Here is a 19,427-nt window from a genome sequence, read left to right on the forward strand (position 1 = left end):
GATCTGTTCAGACCAGATGATTTTACTGAACTTTTGTTTTTTGTATTTTTAATGCAATTAACTTATTGATAATTAATGGATATGAGTAGTTTTTTAGTGTTTATGCTCTATTTTTTGACTTGGTGAGATCTATGTCAGATTTTTGTAAGTAACATTTAATAGATGTCTGTTCTGTAAGGCTAAGTGTGATCTGTGTTTTAATTTGTTATTATTTGAAAAATTAGTTTTAAGTCCGCATATGAAGGGTGTTTCCTGCGCAGATTCTCTATGTTTATCTCAAATCATAGGTGACTTAAATTTGTTCGTTTTGATGGTTTTTTGATAAGTGGTTTGAAGAAGTGAGCGTGAGTAAATTGGAAAATCCAATCGTTGATTTGTGGCTATGTTCTTTGAGTAATTTGCGTGATGATGTAGGCAGTAAGTCACACCTCAAACAGACACTCACAGCTGATGAAATAGCGAAGGTCGAGCGGTATCGAATGCCCTCATCTCAAGTTCAAGCCCTATATGTTCGCAACTACCTAAGAAAGGTGTTGTCTAGCTATTCTGATTTAATGCCCGAAGCGTGGTGCTTTGAATATGGCGAGAAAGGAAAGCCCAGTTTAGTCGCCGAACAGCAACTCATGACGGGGTTAAACTTCAATATCAGTCATAGCAAAGAACATTTGTTGATTGCAGTTTGCCAACGAGAAGGGAAGCCAGTCCAACTGGGTGTCGATATCGAACATGCAAGAAGCTCGACCAATATCGACTCGATCATGAAGCACTATTTTTCAGATAAAGAATTGGCGGATTTACTTGAACTTAGTAAAGAGCTGCAGAGAGAGCGTTTTTTCGATCTTTGGGCGCTGAAGGAGTCGTATATCAAAGCGACAGGTAAGGGGTTGGCCACATCATTGAAAAGTTTTTCGTTCGATTTTTCCAATCTAACTCAACAAACGCTGCCAGTTCATTCGTCGGGTTTACGACCAGAGTTACATGGAGGAATCATTGTCCATAACGGTGTAGGGTTGGATGCTGCTGAAAATGACAATACTTCAACAGATTGGCAATGCAGTTTAGGAAGGCTGGATAACCAGTTTCGATTTGCCGTGACGCTTGGTGGTGCAACGCTTCCTATGCAATTAGAGATTAAGTGCTTCCCCAAATCGAAGCTACTTGGCTGAGTTTACGTTCGTTACACTAGAACCTTTAGCTTCTAATCTTGAACACGGCTCGCTCTCAGCCATTCGTAATATTGGCTAACTCGTTTCGCCAAGCATCGCTTTTAATACTTCTGCGGGTACAGGCTGAAGTTGTTTGTCTTTATCTAGGCAAACCATCTCGATATCACCAATCACGGCAGGTTTGGTTGCATCTTTACGCCATACCTCTTGTCGCCATAAGGTTTTGTATTTGCCATCGAGCTCAAAAGAGGTTCGGATATCGCAGATCTCTGCGAACTCAACGCCGTCTTGAAAGGTCATATTGGCTTTATACACCGCAAACCCCAGTCCATGTTCATTCCACAACTCTGCCAGTTTATCGCTGCCCAACACATGCTCGCGCGCACGCTCAAAGTATTTAAGAAAGTTAGGGTGATAAACCACACCTGAGTGATCGGTATCTTCGTAGTAAATCTGTACTGGGTGATGGTAGATCTGACTCATGGGTAGCAACTCTTGGTAAGTAGTGGATCAGTAAATCTGACTAAGTTGTGCAGCACTCTACAGGATAGGTTGAAATTACTTCAAGGCATCATCGTGAAAGGGGCTTTTGGTCAGACCTCATTTATCACTGATGCTTTGGTCAACTCCCACCCATTTACAAATATTCTATGTGTCATTTTCCACCCATTAATTTTTGTAGCGAGTTAGCGACAACTGCAGGCAGATCTGATGAAGCCTTGCGGCTAAAGGCTTGTTAATGAATTGTGTCAATATGGCGCGCTAATTGCCTTAGTGAAAGCACGCAGTTCCCATTGAAGGGCTGCTTTGTTTACTAAGGAGAATAATAATGTTTAAGCCTCTTACCCTGCTGTCTGTATCTGCTCTGGCGCTCACAAGTTTTAATGCTGCTGCAAACTGTGACCCTGGTGAAATCGTGATTAAATTCAGTCATGTAACCAATACCGATAAGCACCCGAAAGGCATCGCCGCTTCTTTACTGGAAGAGCGAGTAAACACAGAAATGAATGGAAAAGCTTGTATGCAAGTTTTCCCTAACTCAACACTTTACGATGATAATAAGGTACTGGAAGCCCTGTTAAATGGTGATGTTCAAATGGCGGCGCCATCGCTGTCAAAATTTGAGAAGTTCACTAAGAAATACCGCATTTTTGACCTTCCTTTCCTATTTGAAGACGTAGAAGCCGTTGACCGTTTCCAAAACTCAGAATCTGGTGAAAAGCTGAAGAACGCGATGAAGCGTCGTGGCCTGCAAGGTCTTGCGTTTTGGCACAATGGCATGAAACAGATGTCGGCGAACAAACCTCTTATCAGCCCTGAAGATGCAAAAGGTTTGAAATTCCGTGTTCAAGCATCGGATGTATTGGTGGCTCAGTTTGAACAACTAGGCGCTAACCCACAGAAGATGTCTTTCAAAGAAGTGTACGGTGGCTTGCAAACTAAAGTTATCGATGGTCAAGAGAACACATGGTCAAACATCTACGGTAAGAAGTTCTTTGAAGTACAAGACGGCGTGACCGAAACTAATCACGGTATCTTGGATTACCTAGTTGTAACGTCAAACGACTTCTGGAAAGACCTACCTGAAGATGTACGCACACAGCTTGGCACTATCGTTCAAGAAGTGTCTGAGACGCGTAACGCAGAATCTTCAAAAGTTAACCTAGCGAACAAAAACAACATCATCGAAGCGGGTGGTGAGGTTCGTACACTTACGCCTGAACAGCGTGAAGCATGGGTAGCTGCACTTCAACCAGTATGGAAGAAGTTTGAAAAAGACATCGGTTCAGACCTTATCGATGCAGCGTTAGCTTCAAACCAATAACACCGCTAAGGGAGTGGCGAGTATTCGTCACTCCTTATTAAAACAATTATAAGCGGAGTCAATTATGGAAAAGCCTCAAATGGAACAACCAAATTCTAGCGAATCAGCACTGGAAACCTCTCTTTTTTCCAAAGTCGGAAGAGTTACGGATGTGATTGAAGAGTCACTAATCGCATTTTTCCTTGGCGCAATGACGCTACTTACTTTTGCCAACGTGGTATTTCGATACGCATTCAATGACAACATCTTATGGGCACTGGAACTGACCGTGTTCATGTTTGCTTGGATGGTGTTAGTGGGCGCATCTTATGGCGTTAAAAAACACTTCCACATTGGTGTTGATGTGATCATCAACCTTGCCCCAGAAAAGCTACGCAAAGTGTATGCGCTCATCGCCGTGACAAGCTGCCTAGCATTTTCAATCTTACTTCTTATCGGTTCTTGGAATTATTGGTACCCATTCGCGACCGATCGCGCATGGTACGAGACCGACGATATTCCAATGCCAGAGATGCTTCAGTTTCTTGCTGACTGGCTGAATGAAGGCGAGCGATACGAGAAACTGCCACGTTTTATTCCTTATATGGCGCTGCCGATTGGTATGGCAATGCTAACGTTCCGTTTTGCTCAAGTTGCTTACCAAGTCGTCACAGGCAAGCTTGACCGCATGATTGCAGGACACGAAGCCGAAGAAGAGCTGGATGCGCTGAAAGCAGACGTGCTAGCGGGCCCTGACGAAGATGCAACAGCGGTATTGAATTCGACTCCGCAGAACAAAGCGAATGAGTCGAGTACAAAATCTAACGGTAAGGAAGACTAATCATGGCAATGTTATTTCTATTTTTAATGGTAATTGCTTTCATGTTGGTCGGTGTACCAATTGCAATTTCCCTCGGTTTATCGAGCGTAATATTCTTATTGATGCACTCAGATGCGTCATTAGCTTCAGTCGCACAAACGCTGTTTAATGCATTTGCAGGCCACTACACACTCTTAGCGATTCCTTTCTTTATCTTGGCCTCTAGCTTTATGTCTACTGGTGGCGTGGCGAAACGTATTATCCGTTTTGCTATCGCGATGGTGGGTTGGTTCCGCGGCGGCTTGGCGATGGCGTCGGTTGTGGCATGTATGATGTTCGCAGCCCTTTCTGGTTCATCTCCTGCAACGGTAGTGGCGATCGGTAGTATCGTTATCGCAGGTATGATCAAAAACGGCTACTCAAAAGAGTTCGCGGCAGGGGTTATCTGTAACGCAGGTACGTTGGGGATCTTGATTCCACCGTCCATCGTGATGGTGGTATACGCGGCGGCGACCGATGTATCGGTAGGTCGTATGTTCTTAGGTGGCGTTATTCCTGGTTTGCTGGCGGGTGTGATGTTGATGATTGCTATCTACATCGCAGCACGTATTAAGAAGATTCCGGCACAGCCATTTGTGGGCTGGGGCGAGATGTTCGCAGCTGCGAAAGATGCGAGCTGGGGCTTGCTGCTGATTGTCATCATTCTAGGTGGTATCTACGGCGGCATCTTTACTCCGACAGAAGCGGCGGCAGTGGCTGCGGTGTATGCCTTCTTCATTGCCAACTTTATCTATAAAGATATGGGGCCTTTCGCTGACAAGAACAATACAAAGCCTGCTTTGGTTAAGGTGTTCCAAACGTTTTTCCATAAAGACACCAAAGACACACTTTACGATGCAGGCAAGCTGACGATCATGCTGCTGTTTATCATTGCCAATGCTCTGATTCTTAAGCATGTACTGACCGAAGAACGCATTCCTCAAATGATCACTGAGTCTATGCTATCTGCGGGCTTGGGTCCGATCACCTTTTTGATTGTAGTAAACGTTTTACTCTTGATTGGTGGGCAGTTCATGGAGCCATCAGGCTTGCTGATCATCGTTGCTCCTTTGGTATTCCCAATTGCAATTGCGCTCGGTATCGACCCAATTCACCTAGGTATCATGATGGTGGTGAACATGGAGATAGGGATGATAACGCCGCCTGTCGGGCTCAATTTGTTTGTGACCGCAGGTGTCGCGAAGATGTCGATGATGAACGTGGTAAAAGCCGCATTGCCGTGGGTTGGGGTGATGTTCTTATTCCTGATTATCGTCACTTACGTACCTTGGGTATCAACATGGTTACCAACCACCTTGATGGGACCAGAGATCATAACCAAGTAGCTATTTGAGTCATTCACTGACATGGAATTTAATCCATAAAAAATGAGGAGGTCGCTAGACCTCCTCATCTATATTTCTGCCACGATTTGAATGAGGCTTTATCTGCTCATACAAAGCGCGTTTTGCCTCTAATTCTGGCGTGTGTAGATCGACATGATTGTCAGCATAAAAAATACCATCTATCTCGAAAGTATCGGTAATCGATGGCACTTTTGTTTTCTCACCCATAACCACTTCCTTATTATATTTATTGCATAACATCCTGTTGTCGAAATAAGTATAGGTGATCTTGCTCCCAAATCTAATTTAGTTTGGTTCTACCTTATAAGATTCTTTCGTTAGCTGGTGCTTTTGCATCTTATCGTAGAGGGTTTTCCTCGGTAATTGCAGCCTCTCCATGGTCTCTTTTATACTGCCATTGCATTCAATAAGTGCCTGCTTCAACGTGTTTTTTTCAAAGTCAGATACCAATTCTGCCAAAGACAGTTCTTGAGTAGTTTCAGTGGCGCTGTCTGATAAGTGAGAAAGCTTACCTAAAAGTACAAAACGCTCTGCAGTATTACGTAATTCTCGAACATTTCCCGGCCAATCATGAGCCAAAAGTGCGTGCAGCTCCTTTTGTGGAAGGGCAGGGGCAGTCTTGCCATAACGCGCCGCAGCGACCAGTAAGAAGTGGTGGAAGAGTGCTGGGATATCTTCTTGTCGGCTTCTTAACGGCGGTAAATCTAAGGTCACAACATTGAGTCGATAATAGAGATCTTGGCGGAAAGAGCCTTCTTCAGCGGCTTTCTTTAGGTCGACTTTGGTTGCTGCTATCACTCGAATATCTAGTGGCACTAAACCGTTTGAACCAACTCGCTCAATAACGCGTTCTTGTAAGACGCGTAATAGGCGAATTTGTGCCTGCATCGGCATGGATTCAACTTCATCTAAGAATAGAGTTCCGCCTTGAGCAAACTCGAATTTACCCACTCGCTTGCTTTCTGCGCCCGTGAATGCCCCTTTTTCATGGCCATACAGTTCACTCTCAATCAGGTTTTCAGGAACAGCACCACAGTTGACCGCGACAAAGTTTTGCTCTCGACGGCTGCTTTGTTCATGCAGAGAACGTGCTACTAACTCTTTACCTGTACCTGTCTCGCCAAACAATAATATATCGGCATTGGTGTCGGCAATATGGGTGATGATGGAGCGCAGCTCAGTCATGGATTGCGTATCACCAATGATTCTAGGGCCGAGCGCTTGGCTGGCTTTGAGTGAACGTTTTAACTCAAGGTTCTCTAGTGTGAGCTGACGTTTTTCTATCGCTCGCTTAGTGGTTTCGATTAGGCGTTCATTAGCGAAAGGTTTTTCAATGAAGTCATAGGCGCCGTATTGGATGGCTTGAACGGCCATTGAAATATCGCCGTGACCAGTAATCATGATCACGGGGATCTCTTTGTCTTTGTGCATCACGGTGTTGAGCAGATCATGCCCGGATAGACCTGGTAGACAGATATCAGTGATGATCACGTGAGGTAAGCCGTTTTCTTGAATTGCGAGCAGAGCAGACTCCGCATCGGGAAAGAATTCGGCATCAATGTCGGCGAGCTCGAAGCTCTGTTCAATCGCCATTCTTAGATCGGATTCATCATCAATGAAATAGACGTGACACATAGTGATTCCTTTACTTCTTTGTATTCTGGTTATTGCTGAGTTTTTGTTTGCTGTTCATGTCCAACAAGGGGCAACTCTATGCTGATTCGAGCACCGCCTTGAGGGCTACTACCGGTAACGAGCTTGCCATTTATTCCGTTGATTATTTGTTGAGAAATCGATAGCCCAAGTCCAAGTCCGTTTTTCTTGGTGGTATGGAAGGGTTCAAAAAAGTTTCCGCTAGAAGGGGAGGTGAAGCCGGGGCCGTTATCATCGACATGAATTAGCAAGGTATTGGCTTGTTGATGGTCGGACTCTCTAATCTCTAACAGAATAGCTAATTGTTTGTCATCTTGTTGTTCCACCGCCTGAATCGCGTTGGTCAGCAGGTTAATGATCACCTGTTCCAGTTGAATGGCGTTGGCGAGCACGCAAGCATCAAAGGTCTCAGGGAGTTCGTTGACCTTAACTCGCTCGCTCTTGAGTTGTGGCTTCATCAGCTCTTTCGATGAATGTAAAACTGGGAGTATTTGTAAGGTGTGTAGCTCTTCCGCAGTAGATTTTTTGGCGAACGAGCGAAGCTGGTGGCTGATTTTCGCCATACGATCAGTGAGTGCCGAGATTCGCGATAGATTGTCATCGACACGATCGGTTTTTTCTTTGGCAAGAAACAATCGGCCGTTGTCGGCATAACTGCGAATCGCGGCAAGCGGGTTATTCAGTTCGTGACTGATGCTCGCTGACATCTGCCCTAGCACTGCTAGTTTGGCGGCTTGGATGAGCTCGTCTTGGGTTTGCCTCAGAACATGCTCGGTTTCGATACGGTGTTTGATCTCAACATGTAACTCCGATGTACGTTCAAGCACTTGAAATTCGAGTTTTTGCTTGGCTTCGGATTGCAGCCTGTCTATCTGTGCTCGTCTTTGTTGTCTATGGTGGTTGAGCTGCATTGTTAGATAAATAATCGCAAAGATTAGGCTCAAAACCACAAGGTAAGCAACCAAGTCCCACCAAACTAAGTGGGTTGGAGAAAATACCCGTATGGTGAGTCTTGGTTCGGCTAGGAAACGCGAAGAACTAAAGAACTGCTCTTGGACGAGTTTGTGTGGCGACTCAATACGACTGGTGGCACTGTCTAAATCGCCGGAGAAGTGCAGGCTTTCTATTTTTGTATCGAGATACTGCCTGCTTTCTTGAATTCGAGTGTGTTGTACTTCGCTTAGCGGCTGAAGGCTTTTGAACAGCCACTCAGGGTTACTCGACATAAATACAATTTGATCTTTATCGTCAGCAACAAAAAAACGCTGTTTGCCTTTCCAACTTGCTTCAATCAGCGATAAATCCATCTTTACGACAATGACGCCAATAATCTCGGCGGCATAGGAGACGGGGTAAGAATAATAATAGCCTCGCTTTCCAGAGGTTGAACCTAGCGCAAAATATTGATTTTCATTGCCAATAATCGCTTCTTGAAAGTAGGGGCGGAAAGCAAAGTTACGACGAATAAAAGAACGCGGTTGATTCCAGTTACTGGCTGCAATGGTGGTGCCGATACTGTCTAGTAGGTAGGTGTCGGATGCTTGAATCACCGAGTTTACGTGCTCTAGATAACGATTAGTGAGTTCGATTTGCGCAGAGTTACTTGGAGAGTGCAGGGCATCGACCAGCTCTTTGTCTTTTGAAAGCAGCTCGGGAATGTGCGCGAACTTATCCAATTGGCTTGAAATATGAACAGAAAAGCGGTCCAGCTTAGATTGATGATCATTTAACAAACTTTCATGGCTCGTGCTCCACACCCAATGACCGCCAAACACCATCAGTAAACTGTATGTGACCATTAACAGTATTGGGATTTTAAAAGCTTGAAACATGAAGGCTCTCCGCTGATTTCTTTGGTAAACAATCAAGCCTGTCTTCTCTCGTTTATGGTAGCAAATAGCGGTAGTTTTTGCTGAAAGCAGAGAGTGAACAGATGGATGTAGGTTAAGGGTTTGTAACGGGGATTGTTGAAAAAGTTATCGACTCTGAGGGGTAAAACAAGAGCAAGATCTCTTTTTAAGGTTTTTAGCAAAAAAAGCCCTCGATTCCCTTGAAAAAGTCGCTATTGTCCCCATTTCTGTTGTGCTAAGTGATGATTTGATCGTTTTTGTATCACTTAGTTGGACGAATTTAGAGCATTCATCATCATGCAGAGGTGAACGGCTCGACAGAGATTAAACAGATCGCTAGAATGTCGCGTCTAAAATTTCTGTCCTGAGGCTAATCGGAGATACCTTTCTTGTTTCTGAAAACAAGCTTTATTGCGTTTTAATCGACGTGTGAAGAACGAAGATATCGCTGATTAGTCTGGTGTTTGGTTGAATAATCAATTCAGACATCAATGCTCGATTTTAAATTAGGTGTTCGGATAGAGCACTACACAAGGATGCAGCCAACAACGTCTGCTTTTGAATTAAAGCTAAGTTACGGCTCATATGCTCAGATTACTGAGCCAGTTTTGAGGTTTATATAATGCAAGTTACTGTTGAAACGCTAGAAGGCCTAGAGCGCCGTCTTAATATTACTGTTCCTGCTGCTAACATCGAAGATGCAGTTACAGCTGAACTACGCAACATCGCGAAAAACCGTCGTTTCGATGGTTTCCGTAAAGGCAAAGTGCCAATGAAGATGGTTGCTAAAATGTACGGCAAAGCAGTACGTCAAGACGTGATGGGCGAAGTAATGCAACGTCACTTCATCGAAGCGATCGTTAAAGAGAAAATCAACCCAGCTGGCGCACCTACTTTCGCACCAGTTGAAAACAACGAAGGCGCTGACCTAGTATTCAACGCAACTTTTGAAGTTTACCCAGAAGTTGAGCTGAAAGGTCTAGAAAACATCACTGTTGAGAAACCAGCAGTAGAAGTTAAAGAAGCTGACGTTGAAGAGATGATCGAAACTCTACGTAAGCAACAAGCAACTTGGACTGAAGTTGAAGCTGCTGCTGACGCTGGTTCTCGTGCAACTATCGACTTCGTTGGTTCTATCGACGGTGAAGAGTTCGAAGGCGGTAAAGCTGAGAACTTCCCACTAGAGATGGGCGCTGGTCGCATGATCCCTGGTTTTGAAGACGGTATCGTTGGTAAAACAGCAGGTATGGAATTCGAAATCGACGTAAACTTCCCAGAAGATTACCACGCTGAAAACCTAAAAGGTAAAGCAGCTAAGTTTGCAATCAAAGTAAACAAAGTTGAAGCTCGTGAACTTCCAGAACTAAACGAAGAATTCGTTGCTAAGTTCGGCGCAACTGACGGCGTTGAAGGTCTTAAAGCTGAAGTTCGTAAGAACATGGAGCGTGAGCTTAAGCAAGCTGTTAAGAACCGCATCAAAGAGCAAGCTATCGACGGTCTAGTTAACGAAAACAACATCGACGTACCTTCTGCTCTAATCGATCAAGAGATCGGTGTTCTACGTCAACAAGCTGCTCAACGTTTCGGTGGCAACACTGAAGCTGCTGACCAACTTCCACGTGAGCTGTTCGAAGAGCAAGCTAAACGTCGCGTAGTTGTAGGTCTTCTACTTGGTGAAGTAATCAAGACTGAAGAGCTAAAAGCTGATGACGAGAAAGTTAAAGCTATCATCGAAGAGATGGCTACAGCATACGAAGATCCAACAGAAGTTATTGCTTACTACGAGCAAAACGAGCAAATGATGAACAACATGCGCAACGTTGCTCTAGAAGAGCAAGCTATTGATGCAATCATCGCTAAAGCTCAAGTTTCTGATAAAGAAGTTAGCTTCAACGAGCTAATGAATCAGCAACCTGCTTAATATAGTAATATCTGACGTAGAAGGTTGACGTACGGTCAACAATTCTGCTAACAATGGTCCGTATGATTTAATCATTCGGGCCATTTATTTTAGGGACATAAGAATATGAGCTACCAAGAAAAAAATACAATGCCATCGATTATGGACGCACTAGTTCCTATGGTGGTTGAACAGACTTCCCGTGGTGAACGTTCTTACGATATTTATTCTCGTCTATTAAAAGAACGTATCATTTTCTTAACAGGTCAAGTGGAAGACCACATGGCAAATCTTGTCGTGGCTCAACTGCTTTTCTTGGAATCAGAAAACCCAGACAAAGATATCTATCTTTACATCAACTCACCTGGCGGTAGCGTAACAGCAGGCATGTCTATCTACGACACAATGCAGTTCATCAAGCCAAACGTGAGCACAGTATGTATGGGTCAAGCTTGCTCTATGGGTGCATTCTTACTAGCGGGTGGTACTCCTGGTAAGCGTCACGTGCTTCCAAACTCACGTGTAATGATTCACCAGCCACTTGGCGGTTTTCAAGGCCAAGCGTCTGATATTCAAATTCACGCGCAAGAGATCCTAACGATCAAACAAAAGCTAAACAAACTATTGGCAGAGCACACAGGTCAGCCTCTAGAAGTTGTTGAGCGCGATACAGATCGTGATAACTTCATGTCTGCTGATCAAGCAGTAGAATACGGCTTGGTGGATTCAGTTCTTAATCACCGCGGTCAATAATTGCAGGGCAATTGTTTAACGCAAAGTGATTCAAATTGATATACACTCAAGCATAGAGAGTTAAGGCTAAGAGGTTAGCGAATGACAGATAAAAGCAAAGAGGGTGGTAGCGGTAAACTGCTTTACTGCTCTTTCTGTGGCAAAAGCCAACACGAAGTTCGCAAGTTAATCGCAGGTCCTTCTGTTTACATTTGTGATGAATGTGTCGATCTTTGTAACGACATTATTCGTGAAGAAATTAAAGATGTTCTTCCTAAGAAAGAATCGGAATCGCTGCCAACGCCGCGTGAGATTCGTGAGCATCTTGACGACTATGTAATCGGTCAAGAATACGCGAAGAAAGTGCTAGCAGTTGCAGTTTATAACCACTACAAGCGTTTACGTAATGGTGATACGACAGCTGAAGGCGTAGAGCTAGGTAAGAGTAACATTCTTCTTATCGGTCCTACTGGTAGTGGTAAAACACTACTGGCTGAAACATTGGCTCGTTTCCTAGACGTTCCTTTCACAATGGCAGACGCAACAACACTAACCGAAGCGGGTTACGTGGGCGAAGATGTTGAAAACATCATCCAGAAGTTGCTTCAGAAATGTGATTACGACGTAGCGAAAGCGGAACGCGGCATTGTTTACATCGATGAAATCGACAAGATTTCTCGTAAAGCTGAAAACCCATCAATCACGCGTGACGTGTCTGGTGAAGGTGTACAGCAAGCTCTACTAAAACTTGTTGAAGGTACAGTAGCTTCAGTTCCACCTCAAGGTGGTCGTAAGCATCCACAGCAAGAGTTCTTGCAAGTGGACACGTCTAAGATCTTATTTATCTGTGGTGGTGCGTTTGCAGGCCTAGATAAAGTGATTGAACAGCGTGTAGAAACAGGTTCAGGTATCGGCTTTGGCGCAGAAGTGCGTTCAAAAGATGAAACCAAAACTATCGGTGAATTGTTCACTCAAGTAGAACCTGAAGATCTAGTGAAATATGGTCTGATTCCAGAATTCATTGGTCGTCTACCTGTGACAACAACACTGACAGAGCTTGATGAAGAAGCGCTAATCCAAATCCTATGTGAGCCAAAGAATGCACTTACAAAACAGTACGCAGCATTATTTGAGCTTGAGGATACAGAGTTAGAATTCCGTGAAGATGCTTTACGTGCCATTGCTAAGAAAGCAATGAACCGTAAAACAGGTGCTCGTGGTCTACGTTCTATCTTGGAGGGTGTTCTACTAGAAACTATGTACGAACTGCCATCTTCAACTGATGTAAGCAAGGTTGTGATTGATGAGTCGGTAATTAATGGTGAGTCAGAACCACTATTAATTTACAGCAACTCAGATAACCAAGCAGCTGTTGCAGAGTAGGTCTTTTTTAGACAAGTCACTCAAATTGAAAAAGGAGGTAAGCAATTACCTCCTTTTTTTTATTCTTCCATTGAATCCAGTCGTTTAAGCCCCATATACTGCTTTATAAGTTAAAGCGGAAGAGAGAAATATATGAACTTGGAACGTTCCGAGCGTATCGAAATCCCCGTGCTACCTCTACGTGATGTAGTGGTTTACCCACACATGGTTATTCCATTGTTTGTTGGTCGTGAAAAATCGATTACTTGCCTTGAATCGGCAATGGAAGCTAACAAACAAGTACTACTTGTAGCGCAGAAAGAAGCGGACACTGATGAGCCTTCAATTGACGACCTATTTAAAGTAGGAACTGTCGCTACCATTCTTCAGTTACTAAAGCTCCCTGATGGTACTGTTAAAGTGCTTGTCGAAGGTCAGCAGCGTGCAAAAATTCACCAATTCAAAGAAAGTGAGTTTTTCTTAGCGGACGCAGAATACGTTGTAACCTCAGAACTTGACGAAAAAGAACAAGAAGTGGTTGTTCGCAGCGCGATCAATCAATTCGAAGGCTTTATTAAGCTGAACAAAAAGATTCCACCAGAAGTTCTAACATCTCTGAACGGTATTGATGAGGCAGCTCGCCTTGCTGATACGATTGCTGCACACATGCCACTTAAACTGGTAGACAAGCAGCACGTTCTAGAAATCTTAGATGTGACTGAACGTCTGGAATTCTTGATGGGCCAAATGGAGTCAGAAATTGACATCTTGCAAGTTGAAAAACGCATTCGTGGCCGCGTTAAGAAGCAAATGGAAAAATCTCAGCGTGAGTACTACCTGAATGAGCAAATGAAAGCGATTCAGAAAGAACTTGGCGAGATGGACGACGCTCCTGATGAATTCGAGACTCTGAAGAAGAAGATCGAAGACTCTAAGATGCCTCAAGAAGCTCGTGAAAAAACCGAGCAAGAACTGCAAAAACTGAAAATGATGTCGCCAATGTCTGCTGAAGCAACAGTAGTACGTAGCTACATTGATTGGATGGTGGGCGTTCCTTGGGCTAAGCGTTCAAAAGTGAAAAAGAATCTAGCGAAAGCGGAAGAGATCTTAAACGAAGACCACTACGGCTTAGAGCGTGTTAAAGAACGTATTCTTGAATACTTGGCAGTACAAAACCGTATCAACAAGCTAAAAGGCCCAATCCTTTGTCTTGTTGGTCCTCCTGGTGTAGGTAAAACCTCGCTAGGTCGTTCGATTGCTGCGGCAACGGGTCGTAAGTACACGCGTATGGCACTTGGTGGCGTTCGTGATGAAGCTGAGATTCGTGGTCACCGTCGTACGTACATCGGTTCACTTCCGGGTAAACTGATCCAGAAGATGTCTAAAGTTGGTGTTAAGAACCCACTGTTCCTATTAGATGAGATCGATAAGATGTCTTCTGATATGCGTGGCGACCCATCTTCAGCACTTCTAGAAGTTCTAGATCCAGAACAAAACAACGCATTTAACGATCACTACCTAGAAGTAGATTACGATCTGTCAGATGTTATGTTCGTGGCAACATCGAACTCGATGGACATTCCTGGGCCTCTACTGGACCGTATGGAAGTGATTCGTCTATCTGGTTACACAGAAGATGAGAAGCTGAACATTGCTAAGAGCCATTTACTGGACAAGCAAGTTCAACGCAACGGTCTTAAGCCTCATGAAATTGAGATTGAAGACTCTGCAATCATCGGCATCATTCGTTACTACACGCGTGAAGCGGGTGTACGTAGCCTAGAGCGTGAAATCTCAAAGATCTGTCGTAAAGCAGTGAAGAACATCTTGCTAGACAGCGATCTTAAGTCTGTAACGGTTAACATTGATAACCTGAAAGAGTACTTAGGTGTTCAACGCCACGACTTCGGTAAAGCGGATGAAAGCAACCGTATCGGTCAAGTAACAGGCCTAGCGTGGACTCAAGTGGGTGGTGATCTACTGACTATCGAGACCGAAGCAATGCCGGGCAAAGGTAAGCTAACGCAAACTGGCTCACTTGGCGACGTGATGAAAGAGTCGATTCAAGCGGCAATGACAGTGGTTCGTTCTCGTGCTGAAAAACTGGGTATCAACTCAGATTTCTACGAAAAACGTGACATTCACGTTCACGTACCAGAAGGTGCTACACCGAAAGATGGCCCGAGTGCGGGTATCGCAATGTGTACTGCACTTGTCTCTAGCTTGACGGGTAACCCGGTTAAAGCAGAGGTCGGTATGACAGGTGAAATTACCCTTCGTGGTGAAGTTTTACCTATCGGTGGCTTGAAAGAAAAACTGCTTGCTGCACACCGTGGCGGCATCAAAACTGTACTGATCCCTAAAGACAATGAGCGTGATTTGGAAGAGATTCCAGACAACGTAATCGCTGACTTGAAGGTGATCCCGGTTCAGTGGATTGATGAAGTACTCAAAGTCGCGCTAGAACGAGATCCGTCAGGGGTCGAGTTTGACGTGAAAAAATAGTGATGCATAGCAAAAATAAGTAAAGAATTACGCTGATAGGCCCGAAAAGGCTTGTCAGCGTTTTTTTTGGACGCTAAGTTATTGATCAAAGCGGCAGCCCTTTTGCAATAAGGCTTGCGGCTAAATAAAACCAAAATGGAACGTACAGTCATCAGAAGTAGTCACAGATGACACATAGGGGAAAAACAGTGAATAAAACACAACTAGTAGAATCAATCGCAGAAAACGCAGACATCTCTAAAGCTTCAGCTGGCCGCGCTCTAGACGCATTCATCGAAGCAGTTGGCACAACGCTACAATCTGGTGACCAAGTTGCACTTGTTGGCTTTGGTACTTTCAGTGTTCGTACTCGTGCTGCTCGTACAGGTCGTAACCCAAAAACTGGTGAAGAGATCCAAATCGCAGAAGCTAAAGTACCTGGCTTCAAAGCGGGTAAAGCACTTAAAGACGCATGTAACTAATTTTCACTGCTGAAACCTCCATTGTAAGAGGGGAAGGCAGTAAAATGCGTTTACTGTTTGAAAAATGATGTTTCATTCTTAAACAGTATGTGTACAAAGCACATTGAACTTATTTAAATTATGCGCATCCTACTGATGCGCATTTCTTTTTCTGATAATATCGCGTGAATAGATTTTTATTTTGAAGCCAATGCTTCATATCCGGAGAGCACTTAAATTATGATGGATCGATTACGCGAAGGCGTGAATAGCATCGCGGTAAAAATTATCCTTGGGTTGATTATCCTGTCATTCGTATTCGCAGGTGTAGGCAGCTACATCACCGGTGGCGGTAACAACGCAGCAGCTAAAGTTGGCAACACAGAAATTGCTCGTGGTGAGTTCGAACAGGCTTACCAAAACGAACGTAATCGTATGCAGTCTCAACTTGGCGATTACTTCGCGCAAATGCTTGCAGACCCTGCTTACGTAGAGTCTTTCCGTAAATCAGTACTTGATCGCATGATCAATGACGTACTGCTTGAGCAGCAAGCTGAGTCTCTAGGCCTACGAATCAGTGATTCTCAAATCCGCACCATGATTCTAGAAATGCCTCAGTTCCAAACGGCGGGTCAATTCGACCAAGAAGTTTACCAATCGGCACTACGTCGTGCAGGTTTCAGCGCAGAGAGCTTCGCTGAATACATGCGTCGTGACCTTATGCGCAACCAGCTTGTGACTGCACTTCAAGGCAGTGAATTCGTTCTTCAGGGCGAAATCGATACTCAGAGCAAGCTTATCGCACAAACTCGTGACATTCGCACAGTGACACTGTCTGTTGCTGACCTTGCAAAAGACATCGAGTTAACTGACGAGCAAATCGAACAGTACTATCAAGAGAACCCAGCAGCTTACACTCGTCCAGAGCAAGCTAAGGTATCTTACATTGAGCTTTCTGCTGAAGCGCTTAAGTCTCAGCTTGAAGTAAGCGATGAAGAAGCACAGAAATACTACCAAGAGCACCTAGACAAGTACTCAACGGAAGAGCAACGTAAAGTTAGCCACATCCTAGTTCAAGGCGATGACGAAGCGAAAGCTCAGGCAATCCTAGACGAGCTAAATGCAGGCGCTGATTTTGCTGCGCTAGCGGAAGAGAAATCTGACGACTTCGGTAGTGCAGACGTTGGCGGTGACCTAGGTTGGATTGAGCGCGATGTTATGGACCCTGCATTCGAAGACGCGGCTTTCGCTCTTGAGAATATTGGCGATACTACTGGCCTAGTTAAATCTGATTTCGGCTACCACATCATCAAGCTAGACGAACTAAAAGCGTCTCAAGCTCAGCCTTACACTGAAGTAGCGGCAGAGATTAAGACAGAGCTTCTAGACCAACACGCAGTTGATCAGTTCTACGAGCAACAAACTGAGCTAGAAAAAGTAGCGTTTGAATTCCCAGATTCTCTAGATGATTCTGCAGAAGCTATCAACGCGAAGATCACAACGACAGATTTCATCTCTCAAGTTGACGCTCCAGAAGTTCTGATGACGCCTGCAGTTATGCAAGCTATCTTGAGCCCTGAAGTGAAAGAAGACGGTCTAAACTCGGAAGTTATCGAAGTTGCACCTGAGCACGTAATTGTTGTTCGTGTAGAAGAGACTCGTGATGAGACAGTTCTTCCTCTAGCTGAAGTGAAAGATCAAGTTGTCGCTGCACTGTCTGCTGTACAAGCAGAGCAGCAAGCGGTTGAGCTAGGTGTTTCTCTAGTGAACGAACTTGAGCAAGGCAATGAAGCAGTACTAGCGGACAACAACCTTGAGTTCACTGAACTTGAAACGATTGACCGTAACTCGCCATTAGCGGCATCTGTATTCGCTCTAGCGAAACCAGAAGCAGGTCAAGCTGTGTTCGGTCAATCTAAAGACCAAGACGGTAATATCGTTGTTGTTGAGCTTTCTAAAGTAACGGCTGAGATCAACCCAGCCTACAGCACTCAAATTGGTGCACAGTTGGAGCGAGTTGGTAACCAGCAAGACCTGACTAACGTATTAAACGTACTTCGTAAAAACGCAGACGTTGAATACTACGTAGTGGGTCAAGGTCAGTAAGCGTTTGATTACCTCAGTAGCAAGCTCAAGTTAGAGCTTACTACTGAAATCAACACGTGATTGTTAGGCTTTAATTCAGATTTGTGAGCCAACAAACAAGCTGATGAAAATAAGATGTATAACGAAGCGGGTCACTTAGGTGATCCGCTTTATTTTTATCTGGTGATTGTGTTATCTAGCGCAGCAAATGCATAAGTTACGTTTTTTGAACAAAGGAACTATTTATGCGCACGATATATTCAACACTAATTCTTTCATTTCTGATGCTCTTAAGCCCTGCCGTGTTTGCAGACAGCCCAACCAAGGCTGAGCTTTACGAAGGCATTGAGATTACGGTCAACATCAATACCGCGACGGCAGAAGAACTTTCAGCACTATTGGTTGGCGTGGGTGACAAGAAAGCCAAAGAAATCGTCGATTACAGAGATCAGAACGGGGCATTTACTACTGCTGATGATTTGGTGAGTGTCAAAGGGATAGGTGAAGCGACGGTTGAAAAGAACCGCGAAAGAATTCAACTTTGACCCGTTTTTCTACTTGTTAGAAATGAAGCGATAGATATGAAGCCTCCGGCCAATGCACCTGCTAGGTGGGCTTCAATCGCGATACGAGCATTAATCAGTTCACCAGTCGTGCTAGAAGGGCCAATAAGCTGCTCCCAAGCGATTTTAGCGACTAATCCGAATACTAACAGCCAACTAGACTTCCTGCCGTTTAAAGCCTCTCTGAGCGCGAATAAGCCAAACAACCCATGCAAAGTGCCCGATAGGCCAACGTAGATCTGAATACTTGAAAACAACAGAGCGACGCCAGTCACTAAACTGATCACAAGCAAAGCAACAACAAGCTGTTTTTTACTCGGTTGAAACAGGTAGCTGATGATCCACAAGCCTGCTAGATTCATCAGAAGATGCGAGTAGTTGGTATGTGAAAAGTTTCCTGTTAGGATTCGCCACCATTGCCCATCGGCAATCGCATTGCTATCCCAAACGACCCAAGCTTGTATTGGCTCAAATTGGAATAAGACGCATAAAAGTGAAATGAAAATTAAAACAGGGTACACATTAAATCCATGTCTCGTTATTGCCCCCAATGCAGTAAGGCTTTGAAAGCTTGTATTTGTCAGTGGGTTACACCACTCGAATCGAATGTTGAGCTTATCATTCTTCAGCACCCATCAGAAGAGCATCGCCCGATGGGAACTGCGCGTATCCTCTCGTTATCTCTAAATAACAGCGTGACGCTTGTCGGTGAAGATTTTTCAGACAACGAACAATTGAACGCATTGCTGGCCAATGAACATTACCAACATGTGATTTTATACCCAAGCGAAAACTCTGTTTCAGTTGAATCTGTGACATGCCCTAATAAGAAGCTGCGTGTGATTTTATTGGATGGCACGTGGAAGAAAGCATTCAAGATGTGGCAAGTATCGAGTAACTTGCATGCGTTGAACACGGTTCATTTACCGAAAGATCTCAAGGGTAATTACCGAATTCGCAAAGCACCCAGTGAAAATAGCCTTTCAACCGTTGAAGCTGGCTATCATTTACTTAGCTTGTTAGAGCGTGATGGCGACTTTAGCCCTTTGCTAACGGCATTTGACCAAATGATTCAGTTTCAAATCAATCAAATGCCGCCGGGCGTGTTTGAGAAAAACTACTTAGATTAAGCCGTTTTAGT

General features: G+C 44.3%; 17 protein-coding genes and 1 pseudogene. 13 read left to right on the plus strand and 5 right to left on the minus strand.

Going from position 1 to position 19,427, the window contains the following annotated elements; all coding sequences use genetic code 11:
* Positions 1-353 precede the first annotated feature (353 nt).
* Positions 354-1,166, plus strand: coding sequence for a 4'-phosphopantetheinyl transferase superfamily protein (locus AB4329_RS08055; RefSeq protein ID WP_372102858.1), 813 nt, complete (start codon positions 354-356; stop codon positions 1,164-1,166).
* 75 nt (positions 1,167-1,241) lie between these two features.
* On the opposite strand, the gene AB4329_RS08060 is transcribed toward AB4329_RS08055, so the two are convergent.
* Positions 1,242-1,649, minus strand: a complete 408-nt coding sequence (locus AB4329_RS08060; protein WP_004736070.1) for a thioesterase family protein — start codon at positions 1,647-1,649, stop codon at positions 1,242-1,244.
* Positions 1,650-1,995: 346 nt separating this feature from the next.
* On the opposite strand from AB4329_RS08060, the gene AB4329_RS08065 reads away from it, so the two are divergent.
* The 3 genes from AB4329_RS08065 to AB4329_RS08075 all read left to right on the plus strand — a co-directional run bounded on the left by AB4329_RS08065 (position 1,996) and on the right by AB4329_RS08075 (position 5,175).
* Positions 1,996-2,991, plus strand: a complete 996-nt coding sequence (locus AB4329_RS08065; protein WP_016788636.1) for a TRAP transporter substrate-binding protein — start codon at positions 1,996-1,998, stop codon at positions 2,989-2,991.
* A 64-nt stretch (positions 2,992-3,055) separates the two neighbouring features.
* Positions 3,056-3,811 carry a TRAP transporter small permease gene (locus AB4329_RS08070; protein ID WP_029235189.1) on the plus strand — a complete coding sequence of 252 codons (756 nt, stop codon included), beginning with the start codon at positions 3,056-3,058 and terminating at the stop codon, positions 3,809-3,811.
* A gap of 2 nt (positions 3,812-3,813) precedes the next feature.
* The gene (locus tag AB4329_RS08075) at positions 3,814-5,175 is read left to right on the plus strand and encodes a TRAP transporter large permease (protein ID WP_017060625.1); all 1,362 of its coding nucleotides are present in this window, start codon (positions 3,814-3,816) and stop codon (positions 5,173-5,175) included.
* Positions 5,176-5,229: 54 nt separating this feature from the next.
* Here AB4329_RS08075 and AB4329_RS08080 read toward each other — a convergent pair whose 3' ends face one another.
* The 3 genes from AB4329_RS08080 to AB4329_RS08090 all read right to left on the minus strand — a co-directional run bounded on the left by AB4329_RS08080 (position 5,230) and on the right by AB4329_RS08090 (position 8,681).
* Positions 5,230-5,403, minus strand: a complete 174-nt coding sequence (locus tag AB4329_RS08080) for a hypothetical protein (RefSeq protein WP_017060624.1) — start codon at positions 5,401-5,403, stop codon at positions 5,230-5,232.
* A 78-nt stretch (positions 5,404-5,481) separates the two neighbouring features.
* On the minus strand, positions 5,482-6,831 hold the full coding sequence (locus AB4329_RS08085) for a sigma-54 dependent transcriptional regulator (RefSeq protein ID WP_102393527.1): 1,350 nt from the start codon (positions 6,829-6,831) through the stop codon (positions 5,482-5,484).
* Positions 6,832-6,860: 29 nt separating this feature from the next.
* Positions 6,861-8,681, minus strand: a complete 1,821-nt coding sequence (locus AB4329_RS08090; RefSeq protein ID WP_372137980.1) for an ATP-binding protein — start codon at positions 8,679-8,681, stop codon at positions 6,861-6,863.
* A 163-nt stretch (positions 8,682-8,844) separates the two neighbouring features.
* On the opposite strand from AB4329_RS08090, the pseudogene AB4329_RS08095 reads away from it, so the two are divergent.
* The 8 genes and pseudogenes from AB4329_RS08095 to AB4329_RS08130 all read left to right on the plus strand — a co-directional run.
* A pseudogene (locus AB4329_RS08095) lies at positions 8,845-9,027 on the plus strand (hypothetical protein); the annotation flags it as partial.
* A gap of 294 nt (positions 9,028-9,321) precedes the next feature.
* Positions 9,322-10,620 (plus strand): trigger factor, encoded by a 1,299-nt coding sequence (gene tig / locus AB4329_RS08100; protein ID WP_017060621.1) that lies wholly within the window; start codon positions 9,322-9,324, stop codon positions 10,618-10,620.
* Positions 10,621-10,725: 105 nt separating this feature from the next.
* Positions 10,726-11,352, plus strand: coding sequence for an ATP-dependent Clp endopeptidase proteolytic subunit ClpP (gene clpP, locus AB4329_RS08105; RefSeq protein ID WP_004736080.1), 627 nt, complete (start codon positions 10,726-10,728; stop codon positions 11,350-11,352).
* Between the two features lie 81 nt (positions 11,353-11,433).
* The gene (gene clpX / locus AB4329_RS08110; RefSeq protein ID WP_009847283.1) at positions 11,434-12,714 is read left to right on the plus strand and encodes an ATP-dependent protease ATP-binding subunit ClpX; all 1,281 of its coding nucleotides are present in this window, start codon (positions 11,434-11,436) and stop codon (positions 12,712-12,714) included.
* A 132-nt stretch (positions 12,715-12,846) separates the two neighbouring features.
* Positions 12,847-15,198, plus strand: coding sequence for an endopeptidase La (gene lon, locus AB4329_RS08115; protein WP_017060619.1), 2,352 nt, complete (start codon positions 12,847-12,849; stop codon positions 15,196-15,198).
* A 167-nt stretch (positions 15,199-15,365) separates the two neighbouring features.
* Complete coding sequence (locus AB4329_RS08120) at positions 15,366-15,659, plus strand: HU family DNA-binding protein (protein ID WP_012604504.1); 294 nt, start codon at positions 15,366-15,368, stop codon at positions 15,657-15,659.
* 219 nt (positions 15,660-15,878) lie between these two features.
* The gene (gene ppiD / locus AB4329_RS08125; RefSeq protein WP_372137982.1) at positions 15,879-17,744 is read left to right on the plus strand and encodes a peptidylprolyl isomerase; all 1,866 of its coding nucleotides are present in this window, start codon (positions 15,879-15,881) and stop codon (positions 17,742-17,744) included.
* Positions 17,745-17,968: 224 nt separating this feature from the next.
* Positions 17,969-18,268, plus strand: a complete 300-nt coding sequence (locus tag AB4329_RS08130; protein ID WP_017060617.1) for a helix-hairpin-helix domain-containing protein — start codon at positions 17,969-17,971, stop codon at positions 18,266-18,268.
* Here AB4329_RS08130 and rrtA read toward each other — a convergent pair.
* Positions 18,259-18,807, minus strand: coding sequence for a rhombosortase (gene rrtA / locus AB4329_RS08135; RefSeq protein ID WP_017060616.1), 549 nt, complete (start codon positions 18,805-18,807; stop codon positions 18,259-18,261). The two genes, AB4329_RS08130 and rrtA, sit on opposite strands and share 10 nt — an antisense overlap.
* 9 nt (positions 18,808-18,816) lie before the next feature.
* Between rrtA and AB4329_RS08140 the strand changes: the two genes are divergently transcribed.
* Entirely contained in the window at positions 18,817-19,416 is a 600-nt protein-coding gene (locus AB4329_RS08140) for a tRNA-uridine aminocarboxypropyltransferase (protein ID WP_372137984.1), read from the plus strand.
* Positions 19,417-19,427: the final 11 nt, after the last annotated feature.

Source organism: Vibrio sp. 10N.261.54.A5 (assembly GCF_041471145.1).
GTDB lineage: Bacteria > Pseudomonadota > Gammaproteobacteria > Enterobacterales > Vibrionaceae > Vibrio > Vibrio crassostreae_C.

What these genes read in the sequence shown, in the direction of transcription:
- AB4329_RS08130 (WP_017060617.1), top strand. Translation starts at nt 17,969, where the DNA reads ATGCGCACGATATATTCAACACTAATTCTTTCATTTCTGATGCTCTTA.
- tig (WP_017060621.1), top strand. Translation starts at nt 9,322, where the DNA reads ATGCAAGTTACTGTTGAAACGCTAGAAGGCCTAGAGCGCCGTCTTAAT.
- AB4329_RS08060 (WP_004736070.1), bottom strand. Translation starts at nt 1,649, where the DNA reads ATGAGTCAGATCTACCATCACCCAGTACAGATTTACTACGAAGATACC.
- AB4329_RS08120 (WP_012604504.1), top strand. Translation starts at nt 15,366, where the DNA reads ATGACACATAGGGGAAAAACAGTGAATAAAACACAACTAGTAGAATCA.
- AB4329_RS08070 (WP_029235189.1), top strand. Translation starts at nt 3,056, where the DNA reads ATGGAAAAGCCTCAAATGGAACAACCAAATTCTAGCGAATCAGCACTG.
- AB4329_RS08085 (WP_102393527.1), bottom strand. Translation starts at nt 6,831, where the DNA reads ATGTGTCACGTCTATTTCATTGATGATGAATCCGATCTAAGAATGGCG.
- AB4329_RS08065 (WP_016788636.1), top strand. Translation starts at nt 1,996, where the DNA reads ATGTTTAAGCCTCTTACCCTGCTGTCTGTATCTGCTCTGGCGCTCACA.
- AB4329_RS08080 (WP_017060624.1), bottom strand. Translation starts at nt 5,403, where the DNA reads ATGGGTGAGAAAACAAAAGTGCCATCGATTACCGATACTTTCGAGATA.
- AB4329_RS08140 (WP_372137984.1), top strand. Translation starts at nt 18,817, where the DNA reads ATGTCTCGTTATTGCCCCCAATGCAGTAAGGCTTTGAAAGCTTGTATT.
- ppiD (WP_372137982.1), top strand. Translation starts at nt 15,879, where the DNA reads ATGATGGATCGATTACGCGAAGGCGTGAATAGCATCGCGGTAAAAATT.
- AB4329_RS08090 (WP_372137980.1), bottom strand. Translation starts at nt 8,681, where the DNA reads ATGTTTCAAGCTTTTAAAATCCCAATACTGTTAATGGTCACATACAGT.
- AB4329_RS08075 (WP_017060625.1), top strand. Translation starts at nt 3,814, where the DNA reads ATGGCAATGTTATTTCTATTTTTAATGGTAATTGCTTTCATGTTGGTC.
- clpX (WP_009847283.1), top strand. Translation starts at nt 11,434, where the DNA reads ATGACAGATAAAAGCAAAGAGGGTGGTAGCGGTAAACTGCTTTACTGC.
- clpP (WP_004736080.1), top strand. Translation starts at nt 10,726, where the DNA reads ATGAGCTACCAAGAAAAAAATACAATGCCATCGATTATGGACGCACTA.
- lon (WP_017060619.1), top strand. Translation starts at nt 12,847, where the DNA reads ATGAACTTGGAACGTTCCGAGCGTATCGAAATCCCCGTGCTACCTCTA.